Genomic DNA, 16,500 nt, shown 5'->3' on the forward strand with positions numbered 1-16,500 from the left:
AACTAAGCTTTTAAAATTTCAACTATTTTTTTAGTACCGCTAATAATGGCGTTAAATAGCAGTTCCAGATCTACTTTACTGTATTTGTTGGCTGTATTCTGTACTATGGCATTGCTTCCCCGCATATCTCTTTCCTCGTACAATACTTTTAAACCTTCTGTATCAGCATAAAAACCAAATGTCAATTTTTCAGCTACTTCGTCCATCGGGCGATTAATCACGATTTCCTTTTCGTGTAACACCAGCAAAGTATCTATCAGGCTGTCCAGATCGCGAACCTGATGGGTAGAGATAACGATACAGCGCTCATCTGTTAATACCGAAGCAATCAATTTGCGGAATTGTACTTTTGACGGGATATCCAACCCGTTTGTAGGCTCGTCCATGATTAATAGTCCTGTATTGGTAGCCAGACCAAAAGCGATCATTGCCTTTTTCTGCTGACCGAATGATTGTTTATCCATCACCGCGTCCTCATCAACATCCAAAGCTTTCAGATAAGTATAAAAATCTGACTTGCTAAATTTTGGATAAAAGCCCGCTGTATTAGCAACAAACTGGGCCGGGGTGAGTGAGGGTACGTAAAAATCCTCGGCCAAAAAATAGATCTCCTCCAGTACAGAAACCGGCCTTCCAGAAACATTAATCTCATTTACTAAACAGGAACCCTTTTGAGGATAGACTAATCCGGCTATGTTTTTTAACAAAGTTGATTTGCCCGCACCATTTTTACCCAACAAGCCATAAATATGCCCCTGTTCCAAAACCAGGTTCAGATCTTCAAATAATAAAGCCTGCCGGTTATAGCTAAAGCTTAAGTTTTTTATTTCGATCATTTTTATATATAGTGTACTAGTTATCTAGTACATTACAAATATAATTGATTGTTTTTCGAATTTCCAAACGATTTATATAATAATTTACATTTATAATCAACAGGTTATAATCGACACTGTACAATGAATTGATTGGCGAATTGCTACCACAAACGGGCGAAGCAGTTTCATCATTTTCATCGGCAATCCTTTACATACTAAAATCATTCAAAGGAAGACTTTAAGACTTGGGATTAGATACAAAAAAAGCCCTGTTTTTAGTAAAACAGGGCTTAAATTAATCGGTGTCAATTTAAAATTTATAGGCCAACGTTGTCAAAAACTGGCGTGGCGCAATCGGCGTGATACTGTAATTATCATGGATCAGATAATTAAGTGTATTGGTAATGTTGGATACCTGCGCCAATAAAGATATTTTTTTGTACGTGTAACCAGCCGAAAGGTCCAGTGTTGCGTACCCTCCTACCGGCAATAAACGACTGTATGTCTGGGTTTGACCAACTACGTTATTGTAACCCGCCAAACGAGATCCTGTGTAAAATGCTGAAGCCCCCACCTTAAATCCTCTGAGCGACGAATTACTAAATGTGTAAAAAATACTTGCATTTGCGGTATGCTTAGGATTGATCACCAGTGGCTCACCTTCGATATTAGAACCCTTTAAACCAGATGTTTTGGTATACCTGGCATTGTTATAAGCATAACCGGCAATAAAGTAAAAGTTTTTGCTCAGGTTACCCGTAACATCAACTTCCACACCGTCACTGGTGGTTTGTCCGCTAAATGTTTTTACGGTGTTATCGCTGTTAACAGTTACGCCATCAGCCTTGAAGGGTGCTACCACAGCCAGGTTGTTATTAACAATGCGATAGACGCTGAAATTGGCTGATAATTTTCCGTTAAAGAATTCATTTTTTACCCCAGCCTCATATTGATCCAATGTAGACGGTTTTAGGCCCTGCCCTGTATTTACATCAGTACCTGTGTTTACAATAAAATTGTTGCTATAGCTCGCATAAATAGATGTTGTTGTTATCGGTTGATAGATCAATGATGCTTTTGGCGAATAGGCACGATCATATCGTGTGGCCGCAACACCCAATCCAGTGGTACCTTTTTGAAGATAATTAATATTTGTTTGATTGGTTTGCTGCCATGACCAGCGTACACCAGCCAATATTTTGAATTTATCGGTTAAGCTAACCAAATCCTGTACATAAGCACCAAAGCGATACACTGGTGCTGTGGTACGGTTTGTATCAACTGCATTCGGAATATCAGTGCGCTGGGTGTATTTATTCAAATTTATTGTATTGATCTTATCATAAACATAACTACTGATGTTTTGACCATTGATGCTATAACCGTTGGTTACATTAACTACCTTAGCTGCATCGCTACCTATCAAGATCTGATGGCCTATATTACCTGTTTTAAATTTGCCGGTCAGGTTTAATTGGGTGGTATAATCGCCTTCATGAGTGTTGGCGCGCGCCAGGCCTCGGTTCCATTCACCGGTAGCACTCACACTATTTGGAAGACTGGATTGATAGGAATCAATATTGGTTCCTTGTGCCGAGGAAATGAAGTTTAATTTCCAACTATCGTTAATGGTATGGTTAACGGTAAGTGAGCCGGAATATTGGTTCATATGACTATAAGCCCAGGAAGTATTAATAAACTGTGAGCGTGGCACCATTGTTGGGATAGCCTGTCCGTTATTCAGCGAACCGATACCCCAGTCTGGGGTAAGATTCGATTTTAGATAATCTCCTTCCAGGATAATGGTGGTACTTTTACCTAAATTATATAACAAGGAAGGGTTCACATAGGTACGTTCTGTTTTTACCCCATTGCGATAGCTGCCTGCATTTTCATAAGTTGCAATAGTACGGAAAGCCAGATCTTTGGATATCGGTCCATAAACGTCTACTGTTGGCTTATAATAATTATAACTGCCATAACGCATAGATACTTCTCCGCCAGTTTCAAACTGAGGCTTTTTTGTTATCATATTAATGATCAATCCGCCCGAGACATTGCCGTACATCAAGGCCGAACTTCCTTTAAGTACTTCAACAGATTCCAGTGTGCTTGCCTCCGGGAAACCGGCAGTATTTACCAGTACCCCATTTTTAAAAATGCTGCCTGCACCGCCGGTGATACCGATACTATAGCCGCGAGCAGTAAAAGTTTCGCCTACTCCACCCCGTGTTTGGGTCAACGTAACTCCGCTGACGTTCCGTACGGCATCACCCAGCCGGTTGATCTGCTGATCAGCGATTACGGTGCTGCTCACTACGCCTGTACTTTGCGGCAAATCGAACGAGCGGATACCAGATTTATTGAGCGACACCGGGCGGTTATTTAATGTTTTACCTGAGGTAATACTTACTTCTTTTAATTGAGCAGAGCTCTCTGTCAAATTAAAATCTACTTTGCTGGTTTTCCCCACATTAACAACTACTTCCCTGCTTTCACCGGCAGTGCCAACGAGAGTCACCTGTAAGGAATAGGTTCCGGCCGGAATATTTTGAAGAATATAAGTACCGTTTTCATTGGTTAAGGTAGTTTTATGTAATGACATCAGGGTTACAGTAACACCTGGCGCTGGTTTCCCATCAGTTGTTTTAATAATCCCTGAAATTTTACCCGAAGGTGTTTGCGCATAGGTCAAAGCCAGGTTAAAGGAGATGAATAAAAGTAAAAGGCTAAATTTTTTAAAGTAAGTTTGCTTCATTTATATTTATTTAGATTAATTCTAATTTTAGGCAAATATAACAACCCGTGTGATTTTAACAATTATTTAGACTAAGTTTAATTAAAATAAAACCCAATAAAACAATCAATTCCATCGGAGAAGAGAAAGCTATTCAGGTTAAGTTATTTACTCATCAATCACTGAATAATGACCTTTGCCCTCTTTCTCCGCTCTGAATATTAAGTTTTGATTACCAATAAGTTAACATTGTAATTACGATCGTTTATTCAGCATTTCTCCCAAATTGGCCGAGTGATTTGCAAAAAAATCACTTGAACATATGAGGAATAAACTTTACCTGATTGTTGTTTTTCTTTTTCTTTCTTCCGTAGCCGCAGCCCAAACTGCAACGATGAAGGGACAAATAATGGATGAAAACACCAAAGAACCATTAAGTGGTGCCTATGTGCACTTTGATGGTATAAAAGGAGGATCAATTACAGATGCTTTCGGACATTACCAAATCAGCGGTGTATCACCGGGATCTTATAAAGTCAAAGTAAAATATATTGGCTACAAAGAATACGAGCAGCATATTGAGCTTTCCACAGGCCAAACGCTAACTTTAAATATACCGCTTTCCGAAAAAACCGAATCGCTAAAAGTGATAAGTGTATATGCTAAGGCTAGTACCGAATCAGAATCGTCTTCCCGTCGTTCAGAGAAAAACGCGGGTAATATCACCAATATAATTTCGGCACAAGCCATGCAAAGATCGCCGGATATTAATGCCGCCAATGCGTTGCAACGTGTATCAGCGGTAACCTTACAACACAATAGTGGTTCAGATGAAGCATATGCCATCATCAGGGGTCTTGAGCCGCGCTATAACAACACTTTAATTAATGGTGTAAAAGTTACCAGTCCTGATCCTGTATCCAGATTTATATCGCTAAGCATTGTTCCTTCCGATCTACTGGATCGGGTAGAAGTTAGTAAAACCTTAACGCCGGATATGGAAGGCGATGCCATAGGCGGCACAGTGAACCTGGTGTTTAAAGATGCACCAGAATATGAATATTTCACAGCTAATGCATCAATTGGTTACAGCGCTCTGTTTTTTAACCGCAAGTTTGATGATTTCAATCACGGAGCGGTATTAAGTAAAAGTCCCACTGAAAGATTTGGGCAAGGATATGTGGCTCCACCGGGATATTTCACCCGACCTAACCTTGATTTCACTAAAAAAAATGCCCCGTTAACTTCCCTGTTAGGGTTTACCTACGGACGCCGATTTTTAAAGAATAAACTAGGCTTTATTGTGGCTGATAGCTATCAAAATCAGTATTACGGTACGAATTCGCAATTTAATCTTGCCCAGATAGATCCTCAATCGAGTAACTTTCAACCAATAATCACTGATGTTGCCAACAGGGCGTATTCAACACAACAGCTAAATAACGGCTTATCGGCCCATTTGGATTATAAACTTGATGATAACAATAAAATAAGCCTGGATAATGTTTTTCTGTACACATACATAGCTCAAACCCGTTTAAGTATTGATACTTCTATAGTGGGTGGCAATGGCGGCAGAATAGGTCCTGGTACTGGAACTGTGTTTAATGATAATAGATCAACCACCCAAAGTCAGTTTGTCGAAAATCTTAAGTTAAATGGTAAACACATAATTGCAAAGCATTTTCTTTTTGATTGGTCTGGTGTATATTCCAATGCTACACAAAAGGCACCTGACCGGGCAGATATATCGATTAATCACCTGATCAATCCCGACTTTACAAGTACTCCTAATTACTTTGATAATATTTCAAGGATATGGCAAAAAAGTGGCAATAAAGATCTGAGTGCCATGGCTAACCTGGGTTATAAAACAGCATTAGGAGAAAAAAATTCTGTAGAACTTAAGGTTGGTGGCTTATATAGACATAGTACGAGGTACAATCAACAAAACTCCTATACGCTTAGGCCAACGGGCACTGCCAACGGTGTAAAAAGCCCGTTTACCGATATTTATTCTGCCGATTGGATAGTTTATAATGTTACCGGGACCTCAACAAGTGATAAAGCTAATTATACAGCCTATGAAAATATTACTTCGGGATATGGAGAGTTTAAACTTACCCTTGATAAACTGGAGATAGTTGGTGGTATACGTGTAGAAGGCACTGTGCAGGGTTATGATACACATCCTGTTGTTTTGGATACTTCTAGTAGTGCAAAAAAAACATATACCGATGTTTTGCCCAGCTTAAATTTGAAGTATAAACTAAGCGACAAAGCAAATCTCAGGGCATCGTATTTTAAATCCATAGCGCGCCCGGCTTTATATGAATTAGTACCCACTCCTACTCTCGGTCAAAGTAGTGATATTACAGGTAGCCCATCTGTACTTCATACAGAAGCTGATAATTTTGACCTGCGATATGAATTATACCCTGGCAAAGAAGAACAGTTTTTCATTGGTGGCTTTTACAAGAGTGTTAAAAACCCTATAGAGTTTGCCTTAAAAGAAATAAGCGGAGGCCAATTTGAACAAACTCCCCAAAATTTTGGTACGGCTAAGGTAGCGGGAGCCGAGGTTGTATACAGCAGGTATTTTGGTGACTTAGGGGTTTCTGCCAATTATACTTACACTTATTCCAATATTAGTTCCCCAAAATTTTACACCTCAGTTAATCCATCAGATCCTACTGCTGCTCCTACTACTGTTCTTAAACTGCAAAGCAGACCACTACAGGGGCAAACCGGAGATGTTGTTAATTTTTCACTCTTATATAAAAATGATAAACAAAAGGCATTTGTACAATTAGCATATACCTATACCAGCCGGACTCTTCCCTTCGTATACTCCAACTATGGTTATGATTATTACCAGCAACCACAATCCTTTTTGGCTCTATCCGGAGAAAAACAAATAAACAAGCATATTACACTCACTGCAAAAGTTAACAATTTGCTGAATACCCCTACTACCATTAAGATCAATAACCTGATACAATCACGTGATGTATCCAATGCGAGTTTTAATGTAGGTTTCCGTTACGCACACTAAGCATAAAATCAAAATGAAAAAAAGATATATTTATATGTTAATAGTTAGCTGCTTGCTAACTATTATATTAAACTCTTGTAAAAAAGCTGAAGTCACCACCTTTAACAAAGTAAAAATACCTGCCTCAAGTCCAATTACCCCGGGCAATATCAGTGGTTTTGTTAAGGGTACCTTATTAACCGGCCAAACTTACACCGTAACAGGCGATGTAACGGTTAAAAAAGGCGATACACTGGCATCACAACCGGGCTCTATAGTTATTGTTAAAAATAATGCACAATTCACTATCCAGGGCGTATTGCAATTACTGGGTAGCAAGGATCAACCTATATTTTTCAATTCCGATTTAAATAAACCTGGTACATGGGGTGGTTTTCAGGCAGATACAGCCCAGGCTATTACCATTAAATGGACGCATATAGATAATACAGGCGGACCCGATGCGTCTGGAAGCGCCAGAAGAACAATCATTGTGGCAAACGCCATTCCTGTTGATATTGAAGATTCATGGTTCACCAATGGTCAGGATGATTTGATGGGATTATTTGGTGCGACAGTAACGATACTTAGAAACACCATCAGTTCGTCAGGAAGTACAGACGGAGAAGGCATTAACCTAAAATCGGGCACTAAGGGAGTTGTTGCTTATAATGTGGTATTTAGCCAGGCTGGCAGCGGTATAAAGCTTGAAACCAATGCGAGTAAACCTTTTCCACAAACCGAGGTGGATGTTTATAATAACACCCTGGTATCTAACGGATGGAGACGAGGCTCGGCCGAACCTGGGCGTGCGGTCTCAGTGGGTGTAAACGCTATCGGTCATATTTACAATAACATTATCGTGAACGATTATCATGGCATCGAGCTTTTTAGCGATGGCGACCTGGTACACACCACTTATGGAAACAACCTGTTTTATGCTACCGTTGATACCTATGCCGATCTGGTTGACCCATCACAAAAAATCAATATCAGGGATAACTTTTACCCGGCATCAGGCCTGGGCAAACCACAACCTACCGACCTGATCTCCAAAAAAATAGGCGACCTCAATCCGCTGTTTGTAAAGTTTGACGGTACTGTTGCTGCACCAAACGGTTATCCGAATACCAATGATTTTCATTTGCAAAGCACATCACCGGCTTTTAGCGCAGGGAATACAAAATATAACCTTGATATGGGCGCTTACACAAGTGATGGTAAAGGCAATCAGCACTAAGTAACAATGACGATTTATTTGGCATTCTTTAAATTTTAATTTAAGCTAATACCATAATTTTACTTCACAGTAAAATCATTACTGCAACTTATGATTAGAAAGTACTTTTTGTTCGGCATACCAACCGCTGGTTTGTTTATTTCGCTTATGGCGTGTCACCGTTTAAACAGTAATAAACAGTCTGCCGGAAATGAGCAGGTGAACATGCATAGCGCCTATGATGATAGTACGCTTAACCGTAGTATACTACCAGTTTTAATGCCTTACAACAGGATTATTGACCCGGCAGGTCAGGTAGTAACTTTTGGCGATGCTGGCGATGAAAACCACAGTATGGATGTACGCCTTATACCCGGCAGCAAGCTTATTGCTGTAGAAGACAGGTATGGGATAACGCTTATTGATACCGTTGTAAAAAAGGTTATCACCCGGTGGACCTACAAGCAGAATACACAATACAGAGGGCTTACAAGCACTTATTCTGGTTTGAAAGTATTAAAGACGAATGATCAGACACAAATATTTTGGAGCGCAGCGGCGGGCAAGGGTAAAGATTCTAAATCGTACGTTTTTCAGGCCATTTGGGATGGCGAAAAGATCAGCATTAAAAACACGTTCAGTTTCAAGGCCGAAGGAGAATCGCCATTAGCATTGCCAAATGACCTGGCTATCAATAATGAAAACGGGACCAACTATTTATACGTGGTTTTGAACGGTAATAATCAGTTAGTAAAAATTAACCTAACAACCAATAAAACAGTCTGGACAAAAGCCACGGGTGTGGCTCCTTACGGTATTGTAATAGCTAAGAATAAAGTTTTTGTTACCAATTGGGCTGGTCCCGAAGCGGTGGATACCGTAAACCGGGAAACAGCAGGCGTGCCTTACGGCAAAACCTATATTGATCCCAAAACCGGGGCAACTGCACAAGGTACCGTTATGGTAATGGACTTAAATAAAGGTAATGTTATTAAAGAGATACCTGTTGGATTACATCCCAACGCTATCATCAGCAGTACTGATGAAGCTTTTGTATATGTTGCCAACGGCAACAGTGATATGGTTTCGGTTATATCCACAAATTCCCTTCAAAATGTTGATGCCATAGATGTAAAATTAAATCCTGGCAAAAAAAGCTACATAGGCGATACACCAAATGCATTGGCCATAAATACCGATGGCACCGTTTTATATGTGGCTAACGGTTTGGATAACGCGGTTGCTGTGGTAAAACTTGGCTCAAAAGCATCAAATAATGCATCAGATAAAAGTGAAGTAAAGGGATTTATCCCGACTGAGGCCTATCCGGGAGGCCTTGCTGTTGATGGTAATACCTTATTTGTAACCAATCTGGAAGGCGAAGGTTCGCGTATTAGCAGCAAAGAAATTGGTAAAGCAGATTTAGGTGGCGAAGTAGCAGAAAACAGTCCTGCCGCATATAACTCCCACCACCAAAAGGCTACGGTTTCCATTATCAATATCCCTAATGCTAGTCAACTGCAACAATATAGCCAAAAGGTACAAGACCTTAACCTGAGTTTCAGGCAGCAAATAGCTAATTTGCTGCCACGTAAAAATGTACCCGCCCGCCCAATACCTGAGCGTATTGGTGAACCGTCGGTATTTAACCATGTGCTGTATATTATAAAGGAGAACCGGACCTATGATCAGGTTTTGGGTGATATGCCCGAGGGCAACGGAGCTAAATCTTTATGTATTTATGGCGATAGCGTTACCCCAAATCAACATAATCTTGCACGGAATTTTTTACTGCTTGATAATTATTATGTATCGGGGAAATGTTCGGCCGAAGGGCATCAGTGGACCGATGCTGCTATGGTTACCGATTATGTTGAAAAAAGTGTACGATCATGGTTCAGGAGTTATCCACATGTGCAGGAAGATGCATTAGTTTATGACGGTAACGGCTTTATCTGGAACAATGCCGCCGATCACGGTAAAACGGTTAGGATATATGGCGAGGCCTGTGCGGTTCACTTTGATGATAAGTTAAGCTGGACGAATATTTATGATAATTATAAGGCAGGTAAGCCCTTTGTGTTTAACAATACGAGCACCATATCGCGGGTTAGGCCCATGCTCTCACAAAACTATCCGGGTTCTGATGAACATAAGATCAATGAACAACTAAGAGCAACCGCCTTTATTAAAGAGTTAAATGAGTATGAAAAAAAGCCAGGCGATCAATTACCCCAACTGATGGTCATGGCCCTTTCGGCTGATCATACTGTAGGCACCAGACCTGGCTACCCAACACCAAACGCTATGGTAGCTGATAATGACCTTGCTCTCGGTCGCATTGTAGAAGCGATATCCAAAAGTCGTTTCTGGAAAAACACGGTGATTTTTGTTACTGAAGATGATTCACAGGCGGGTTGGGATCATGTATCTGCCTACCGTACCACGGGCTTTGTGATCAGTCCGTATAGCCGGTTGCAAAGCAAAGTGAGTAAAAACTATAACCAAACATGTATAGTCCGTTCTATTGAGCAGATACTGGGTTTACCACCCATGAATATTATTGATGCCACAGCATTGCCCATGTTTGACTGTTTTACCAATAAACCCACTAATTACACCTATCAAAGTGTCCCTAACCTTATCCCCTTAAATAACATCAATCCGAAATTAGCTACGCTTAAGGGTGCTGCCCTGCATTTTGCGCAACTATCCTCTAAGCCCGAGTATGATCATATTGACGGTGGAAATGATGATGTAATGAACAGGATATTATGGTATGCAGCAAAAGGGAAAAAAGCATACCCTGTCAAACTCGCCGGGAATGATACAGATGATGATAAAGAATAGGCAATTAAAATAGTGTGTTAGTGACCCCATGTAACCCTTTTTAATAGTCTTTAATGATTACGTATTAATACCTATTTATAGCTTTAAAATACAGTAGAAATACCCTTTTATTTACCTTTTATTCATCGTAGCTTCAAAATATCTTAATTTATATAGCATACATTAAGACAATCTTTACCTCACTTAACTAAATCATATCATGTTTGTAAAAAACTCAAATCAAAATGGCTTTTCAGTCAAAGCATGGCGGGGTGATGCTAAAACTTTGCTGGCCTTTAATTTCACCGATAATACCATGGTTACGAATTTGGCAGGCTTTTCCATACAAGTCCAGCCTCATGGGCAACAAGCTTATTATCTTTTTAATAATCTGGTATTACCATCCGGAGCAAATGCCACAGTTCCCACCGAAACCAATCCCAATTCTTCGGCAAATGCACCTATACAAAAATTCAGATGGCTGCACGTACCTGGCTCCTTTCATCAGGACGATACCGTTTTTTATGGTGTATATACTTATACCATTACTCCAAGATACTTTAATGATGGACTATTAACAGCTATTGATCCTTCATTAAGTGTATCAGTAGATGTGCAGGTTGCTCCATTTGCAACCAGCCAGGTACAATTAGGTTTTACCCGTGGTTTTACGCAATCACAGGCCTTTACTCATCATTTTGGGTTAAAAGCCTTGTTTCATCCTGCCGGAAAGGATTTGATTTTTGATACAGGCGGTATTGCAGGCACTAACGCTGCAGGACAAACTTATACGTTTTTGCAAGAATACCAGTGGTCGGGCTTTACTGCACGTCAACGAGTTTTCGAGATTCTAAATGCCGTTGCTGCTGATGCCTCACTAAGTATAGATGTTTTCGCCTATGATTTAAACGAACCTGATCTGGTAAAGATTTTACTTCAATTAGCGGCATCAGGAAGAATCCGGGTCATTTTAGATAACGCGAGTTTGCACCATGCTCCCGGCGTACCAGAGGATGCATTTGAACAGCAATTTAACAATACAGCCAAAGCTCCAGCCGCTATATTACGAGGCAAATTTGGTCGTTTTGCCCATGATAAAGTTTTTATAGTTTATAAAAACAATCAGGCATTAAAAGTACTCACTGGTTCAACCAATTTCTCGGTAACCGGTATGTATGTAAACTCCAATCATGTTGTAGTTTTTAATAATGCCGATGTTGCAGAACTTTATTCCAAGGTATTTAATGAAGCCTGGAATGACCATGTATCCGAAACATTTAACAAATCATCATTAGCAGAAGGCCCATTTCTATTTAACCAGCTTGGCTTACCCAAAATGAGTATCAGTTTTTCACCGCATCAGGCTGATATAGCTCAATCAACGCTGGATGCAATAGCCACAAGAGTCACCGCTGCTACTAGTAGTGTGCTGTTTGCTGTGATGGATATCACTTCGGGCGGAGGCCCTGTTTTTCCAGCATTAAAAGCTATCCACGAAAATCAAAATATATTCAGCTATGGAATTTCTGATGCACCAGGCGGTATTTCTTTATACAAACCAGGTAATAAAACTGGCGTATTAGTTGGTGGCAAACCCGGTACTACTATTTTACCTCCCCCATTTGATAAAGAGCACTCCATTAGTATTGGGCACCAAATACATCATAAGTTTATAGTTTGCGATTTTAATACTGATAATCCGGTGGTATGGTGTGGCTCTTCAAATTTAGCACTGGGCGGAGAAGAACAGAATGGCGATAATCTGATAGAGATCAATGATATCGATATTGCAACAGTTTTTGCACTGGAAGCAATTGCACTGGTTGATCATTTTGATTTCCGTAATGCAAATATTATCCCTAAAACACCTCAGGCTCCTACAGCTGTTAAAGGTGGAGATAATACGCCTGATCCAAAAGCTAACCTTGATACTGCGCCACTAAATTTATATAACAATGATAGCTGGGCTACGCGTTATTTTAATCCTAATGATTTGCATTGCACAGATCGGGTGTTGTTTGGATAAATTAAAAAGAATATAAATAATAGGAGAAATTCCTGCCTCCTATTAAACTTCACAAAGCAAACCGTTACTGCACAAATAAAATTGAGCGTAAAAACTTCACAGACGAAAAAATATCGAAAGCAATTTCAGCAATGGTAAAATACATCTTTATCGCTTCTGAAAATCTGGCGAACCAATAATGATCCCTGCAACAAGCGATCGGATGTAGTAACTATTCATTTTATTATTAACAACCTGTATAGAAACTACTTGCGGAGGCGCTGGTACTTTTGCCTGGCTTTCAGCAAGGGCACTCATCAGTGCCATATCACCAGGTGCGCCAACTACGGGTTTTTCTGAAGTAACGGACACTGGTTTGGGTAGCTGCTTGCCTGTATAAGCCAGTTTAGCCAGCATAACAGGATCATTCAACAGTGGGGTGAGCTCTTTCAGAACTCCGTTGGGGTCGGTGCCTGGAAGTAAAACCGCACTATAATCTTTAGCTGCTGTTATAGGATCATTTGCAGTTGCTTTGCTAAAATCACCAAGTTTAATGCTTACACCGCCAACCTGTCCACCAGTTAGCGCCAGACCAAAATCCATACGATCAAGTAAAGCACCGGTGTTTATCCAGTAGGCAGCACGGTCTGGGAAACCGGTAGGCGCCTGGTAATAATAAATTTTTTGTCCCATCTTTGCCATCCAGTTAAACAATGGGTATGGATCTTTCACATCAGCATTTAATGCTCTAAGCGAACTCACAACCAGTTCAAAAGGAGATTTTACCTTTGCATCTAAGTTCTTTTTATTCCAAAACTCTTTGGAAGTAACCATCGTTATCAACACTTCTCTAATATCACCATCATGATCAGTAAATGACTTGGCCATTTTATTAATCAGGCTTTGTGGTGGTGTATCATTTACAAACCGTACTGCCAGTTTTCTTGCAATAAATTTTGCAGCAGATGGCTGGTGCGCCAGCATTTCCAGCAGGGTCAGTCCCTCCTGATATTCAACTTCAGGATCTTTACTGGCCGGAAAAGTATGGCCCAGAACCACTTTCTGGTCCTGATCATGCCGGTTTGGGGTAAATAAAAAGTCACCCTCATGCACATAACCTTTGGCAGCAAGATTGCCCTCGCCGATCTTGGTGACTAACCCTTTCATGGCTGAACCATAAGCATAATCGCTTATAGGGTAAACCGTCCAACCGGTCAACACACGGGCAGCCTCGGTTACGTCGGTTTGAGTGTAGCCCCCATCAACACCCAACGTATGCAGTTCCATTACTTCACGGGCATAATTCTCATTGAGCCCATTTACATTTTTCCCTTGTTGTGTGAGCGTTTTTACCTGTTTAGCTGGCTGGGTTGGCGAGGCACTCATCATCATCGACATGTCCGCTGCCTTACTTTTATCTGTTGATTGCGGTTTGTTCCCACCTGTCATGAGCATATTGGCATCATCAGTTTTGGGCTGTACAGCAGGCGCTTTGGGCTGAATGGGTGGTGGAGGCCCAACGCTGGTAAAATTGTCCAAATAATATAGCATAGCCGGCGATTTTGCCGATGCCAGCAACAACTGATCAAATTTGCTCATAGCATTAGGTCTTATCACATCGCGTTCATAAGCCGGTATAAATTGGGCGCATTCCCCTTTAAAAAAAGATACATTAAAGTGGTTGAACCAAAAATCGGTCAGCATCTCGCGTAACTGATTCTGCGAATAAACGGCCCTTATAATATGCTGGTCGATAAACTGTTTATATAAATCCTGATCATTTTTAAACCCCTTCCTATCCATATAGTCCTTTATCTGCGCATTGAAAGCTTTTTTGTCGACAGCTTTATCAACGGAGTCTTTACTGATAGCACTGTCCTTGATCGCCAGCGTACGGATCACAAATCCCGGCGGGTAGACGTGGCAAACTGCGGTATTGGTCATACCTATGGCATCATAAGCAGCCAATCGTTTGTTCAATGAGTCGTCCGCGTTAACCCCATCCAGCTGCTGGGCAAACCAGTTCTCCAATCCCATTCTCATCACCAAATCCACTTGGCCCGGCGTAGCACCATAGGTAAACCGGCTTATTAAGTATTCGGCAGCCTGACGTTCGGTCAAACCAGCTCGCTGATAAGGGAACTTATAGGATATTACTGGTGTTTGGTGGCTATAAAAAGAAGATAAAAGGAAAGCGCTGCTTATCATCAACACAGCACAACCTGCTTTAAAGCTATTTCTCATAATGTAGATGCTGATTACCGTTATTTTAGACCTATAAATATCTGATTGGTTTAAACTTTAAAACAATTATAACCTGCTTTATTTGGTTAACCAGAACAATCCCCAAATTAGACTTTATAAATTGTTGAATATTTCCATAACAACTTGTCAATTCAACAACGAACAATCATCACCAGTTCATTAAGGCGGGGATAGAAGAACTTTAGATAATTTCTTATGACAATAATGATTAGTAAAATACAAATATCCTTTAATATAACCCAGAGAAGCTTGAAATGATTCATAAAACTTTATCTACTAAAAGAGAATCTAATCATCACTAAATTTTGCTAAAGTCTTTCTCCCGATGCCATAAATTACTTTAAATACTAACACTCAGTATCCGCACTGCGCGAATCAACGTAGATCCGATGTGGTTTTTATCGCGCCAAACAAGAATTCCCACTATTATTCCAACGGTTAGTAATTCTTTTAAATTATAATTTCAGTAAAATCTGATTTTGTTATTTTTAAAGATTAAAATCAAACTATATAATTATATTAAACAGATAAAAAGCCTAGTAATCATATGGTAGTCAACAATCTAAAACGCCTCCCGTTAATTTATCTTACACTTTTATTTTTAATTATTAGTTGCTGGTTTTACTACATGTTTTATACGCATAGTTTTCATTTGTTTGCGAAACATTATCCATCATTAATAACTATGATCGGAGGAGCTTTTATAGCCGGTTCAAGTCCTGAGGGTAGTGCGGCAGTCGCCTATCCCGTATTTACCCTTTTTCTAAAAATAGCACCAGGAGTTACACGTAATTTCGCATTTGCTATTCAAAGTATCGGCATGACCTGCGCATCAGTACTCATCCTAAATAAAAGAATAAAAGTAGAATGGAACTACATTAAGTTTGTTACCCTTGGCGGATTATTCGGGATGGTATTTGGAACATTTTATGTGTTACCACTTATTTCAGCGCCAGTGGCCAAGCTTTTTTTCGTATCGTTATGGTTAAGCTTTGGTATTGTTTTGTGGAACGAGAATCGTAAAAACAAAAGGGATATGTATGATGCTATACCTAATTTCGGCCGTTCAGATATAGCACGCCTGGTTATACTGGGTCTTATCGGCGGAGTGATCTCTTCTATTTTTGGAACCGGCATCAACATTTTTTCATTTTGCTTTATGACCATTTACTATCGTATTAATGAAAAAGTGGCCATCCCTTCGTCAGTTATCATCATGACAATAGAAACTATTTTCGGTTTTTTTATCCATACCAGTGTGATAAAGGATTTCCAAAAACAAGCATTTGAAATGTGGTTGATATGCATCCCCTTTGTGGCCGTATTTGCACCATTGGGTTCATATGTAATTAGTAAAGTATCCCGAAAGGCTGCCGCTAATTTTTTATCGATTATATTGGTTGTTCAATTTATTGGTGCCATGTATGTACTAAAACCCGTTGGCTGGCATTTGGCCATGAGTTTAATTGTACTGGCTTCGGGTTTGGTTATTTTTGCATTGGTATCAAAAACACCTCGCCGTAAAGAACTCAGCCAGCAGCCACTTTAATGTTTAACATCAGAAAAATAGCGGCACAGATTGTCGCTATTTCA

General features: G+C 40.1%; 8 protein-coding genes. 5 read left to right on the plus strand and 3 right to left on the minus strand.

What is annotated here, in order from left to right; all coding sequences use genetic code 11:
• Positions 1-2: 2 nt before the first annotated feature.
• On the minus strand, positions 3-836 hold the full coding sequence (locus G7092_RS06865) for an ABC transporter ATP-binding protein (RefSeq protein ID WP_166087531.1): 834 nt from the start codon (positions 834-836) through the stop codon (positions 3-5).
• 292 nt (positions 837-1,128) lie between these two features.
• Positions 1,129-3,576 (minus strand): TonB-dependent receptor, encoded by a 2,448-nt coding sequence (locus tag G7092_RS06870; protein WP_166087533.1) that lies wholly within the window; start codon positions 3,574-3,576, stop codon positions 1,129-1,131.
• 301 nt (positions 3,577-3,877) lie between these two features.
• On the opposite strand from G7092_RS06870, the gene G7092_RS06875 reads away from it, so the two are divergent.
• The 4 genes from G7092_RS06875 to G7092_RS06890 all read left to right on the plus strand — a co-directional run bounded on the left by G7092_RS06875 (position 3,878) and on the right by G7092_RS06890 (position 12,663).
• Positions 3,878-6,610, plus strand: a complete 2,733-nt coding sequence (locus G7092_RS06875; RefSeq protein ID WP_166087535.1) for a TonB-dependent receptor — start codon at positions 3,878-3,880, stop codon at positions 6,608-6,610.
• A 13-nt stretch (positions 6,611-6,623) separates the two neighbouring features.
• Complete coding sequence (locus G7092_RS06880; protein WP_166087536.1) at positions 6,624-7,829, plus strand: right-handed parallel beta-helix repeat-containing protein; 1,206 nt, start codon at positions 6,624-6,626, stop codon at positions 7,827-7,829.
• Between the two features lie 90 nt (positions 7,830-7,919).
• Entirely contained in the window at positions 7,920-10,658 is a 2,739-nt protein-coding gene (locus G7092_RS06885; RefSeq protein ID WP_166087538.1) for an alkaline phosphatase family protein, read from the plus strand.
• Positions 10,659-10,857: 199 nt separating this feature from the next.
• Positions 10,858-12,663 (plus strand): phospholipase D-like domain-containing protein, encoded by a 1,806-nt coding sequence (locus G7092_RS06890; protein WP_166087540.1) that lies wholly within the window; start codon positions 10,858-10,860, stop codon positions 12,661-12,663.
• A 147-nt stretch (positions 12,664-12,810) separates the two neighbouring features.
• Here G7092_RS06890 and G7092_RS06895 read toward each other — a convergent pair whose 3' ends face one another.
• Complete coding sequence (locus G7092_RS06895; RefSeq protein WP_166087542.1) at positions 12,811-14,886, minus strand: DUF1800 domain-containing protein; 2,076 nt, start codon at positions 14,884-14,886, stop codon at positions 12,811-12,813.
• Between the two features lie 706 nt (positions 14,887-15,592).
• Here G7092_RS06895 and G7092_RS06900 point away from each other — a divergent pair.
• Positions 15,593-16,456 (plus strand): sulfite exporter TauE/SafE family protein, encoded by an 864-nt coding sequence (locus G7092_RS06900; RefSeq protein WP_202985230.1) that lies wholly within the window; start codon positions 15,593-15,595, stop codon positions 16,454-16,456.
• Positions 16,457-16,500 lie beyond the last annotated feature (44 nt).

The sequence above is a fragment of the Mucilaginibacter inviolabilis genome, assembly GCF_011089895.1.
GTDB lineage: Bacteria > Bacteroidota > Bacteroidia > Sphingobacteriales > Sphingobacteriaceae > Mucilaginibacter > Mucilaginibacter inviolabilis.

Bases quoted from the DNA above. Each gene is read 5' to 3' on its own strand.
- G7092_RS06865 (WP_166087531.1), bottom strand. From the start codon at position 836: ATGATCGAAATAAAAAACTTAAGCTTTAGCTATAACCGGCAGGCTTTA.
- G7092_RS06870 (WP_166087533.1), bottom strand. From the start codon at position 3,576: ATGAAGCAAACTTACTTTAAAAAATTTAGCCTTTTACTTTTATTCATC.
- G7092_RS06875 (WP_166087535.1), top strand. From the start codon at position 3,878: ATGAGGAATAAACTTTACCTGATTGTTGTTTTTCTTTTTCTTTCTTCC.
- G7092_RS06880 (WP_166087536.1), top strand. From the start codon at position 6,624: ATGAAAAAAAGATATATTTATATGTTAATAGTTAGCTGCTTGCTAACT.
- G7092_RS06885 (WP_166087538.1), top strand. From the start codon at position 7,920: ATGATTAGAAAGTACTTTTTGTTCGGCATACCAACCGCTGGTTTGTTT.
- G7092_RS06890 (WP_166087540.1), top strand. From the start codon at position 10,858: ATGTTTGTAAAAAACTCAAATCAAAATGGCTTTTCAGTCAAAGCATGG.
- G7092_RS06895 (WP_166087542.1), bottom strand. From the start codon at position 14,886: ATGAGAAATAGCTTTAAAGCAGGTTGTGCTGTGTTGATGATAAGCAGC.
- G7092_RS06900 (WP_202985230.1), top strand. From the start codon at position 15,593: ATGATCGGAGGAGCTTTTATAGCCGGTTCAAGTCCTGAGGGTAGTGCG.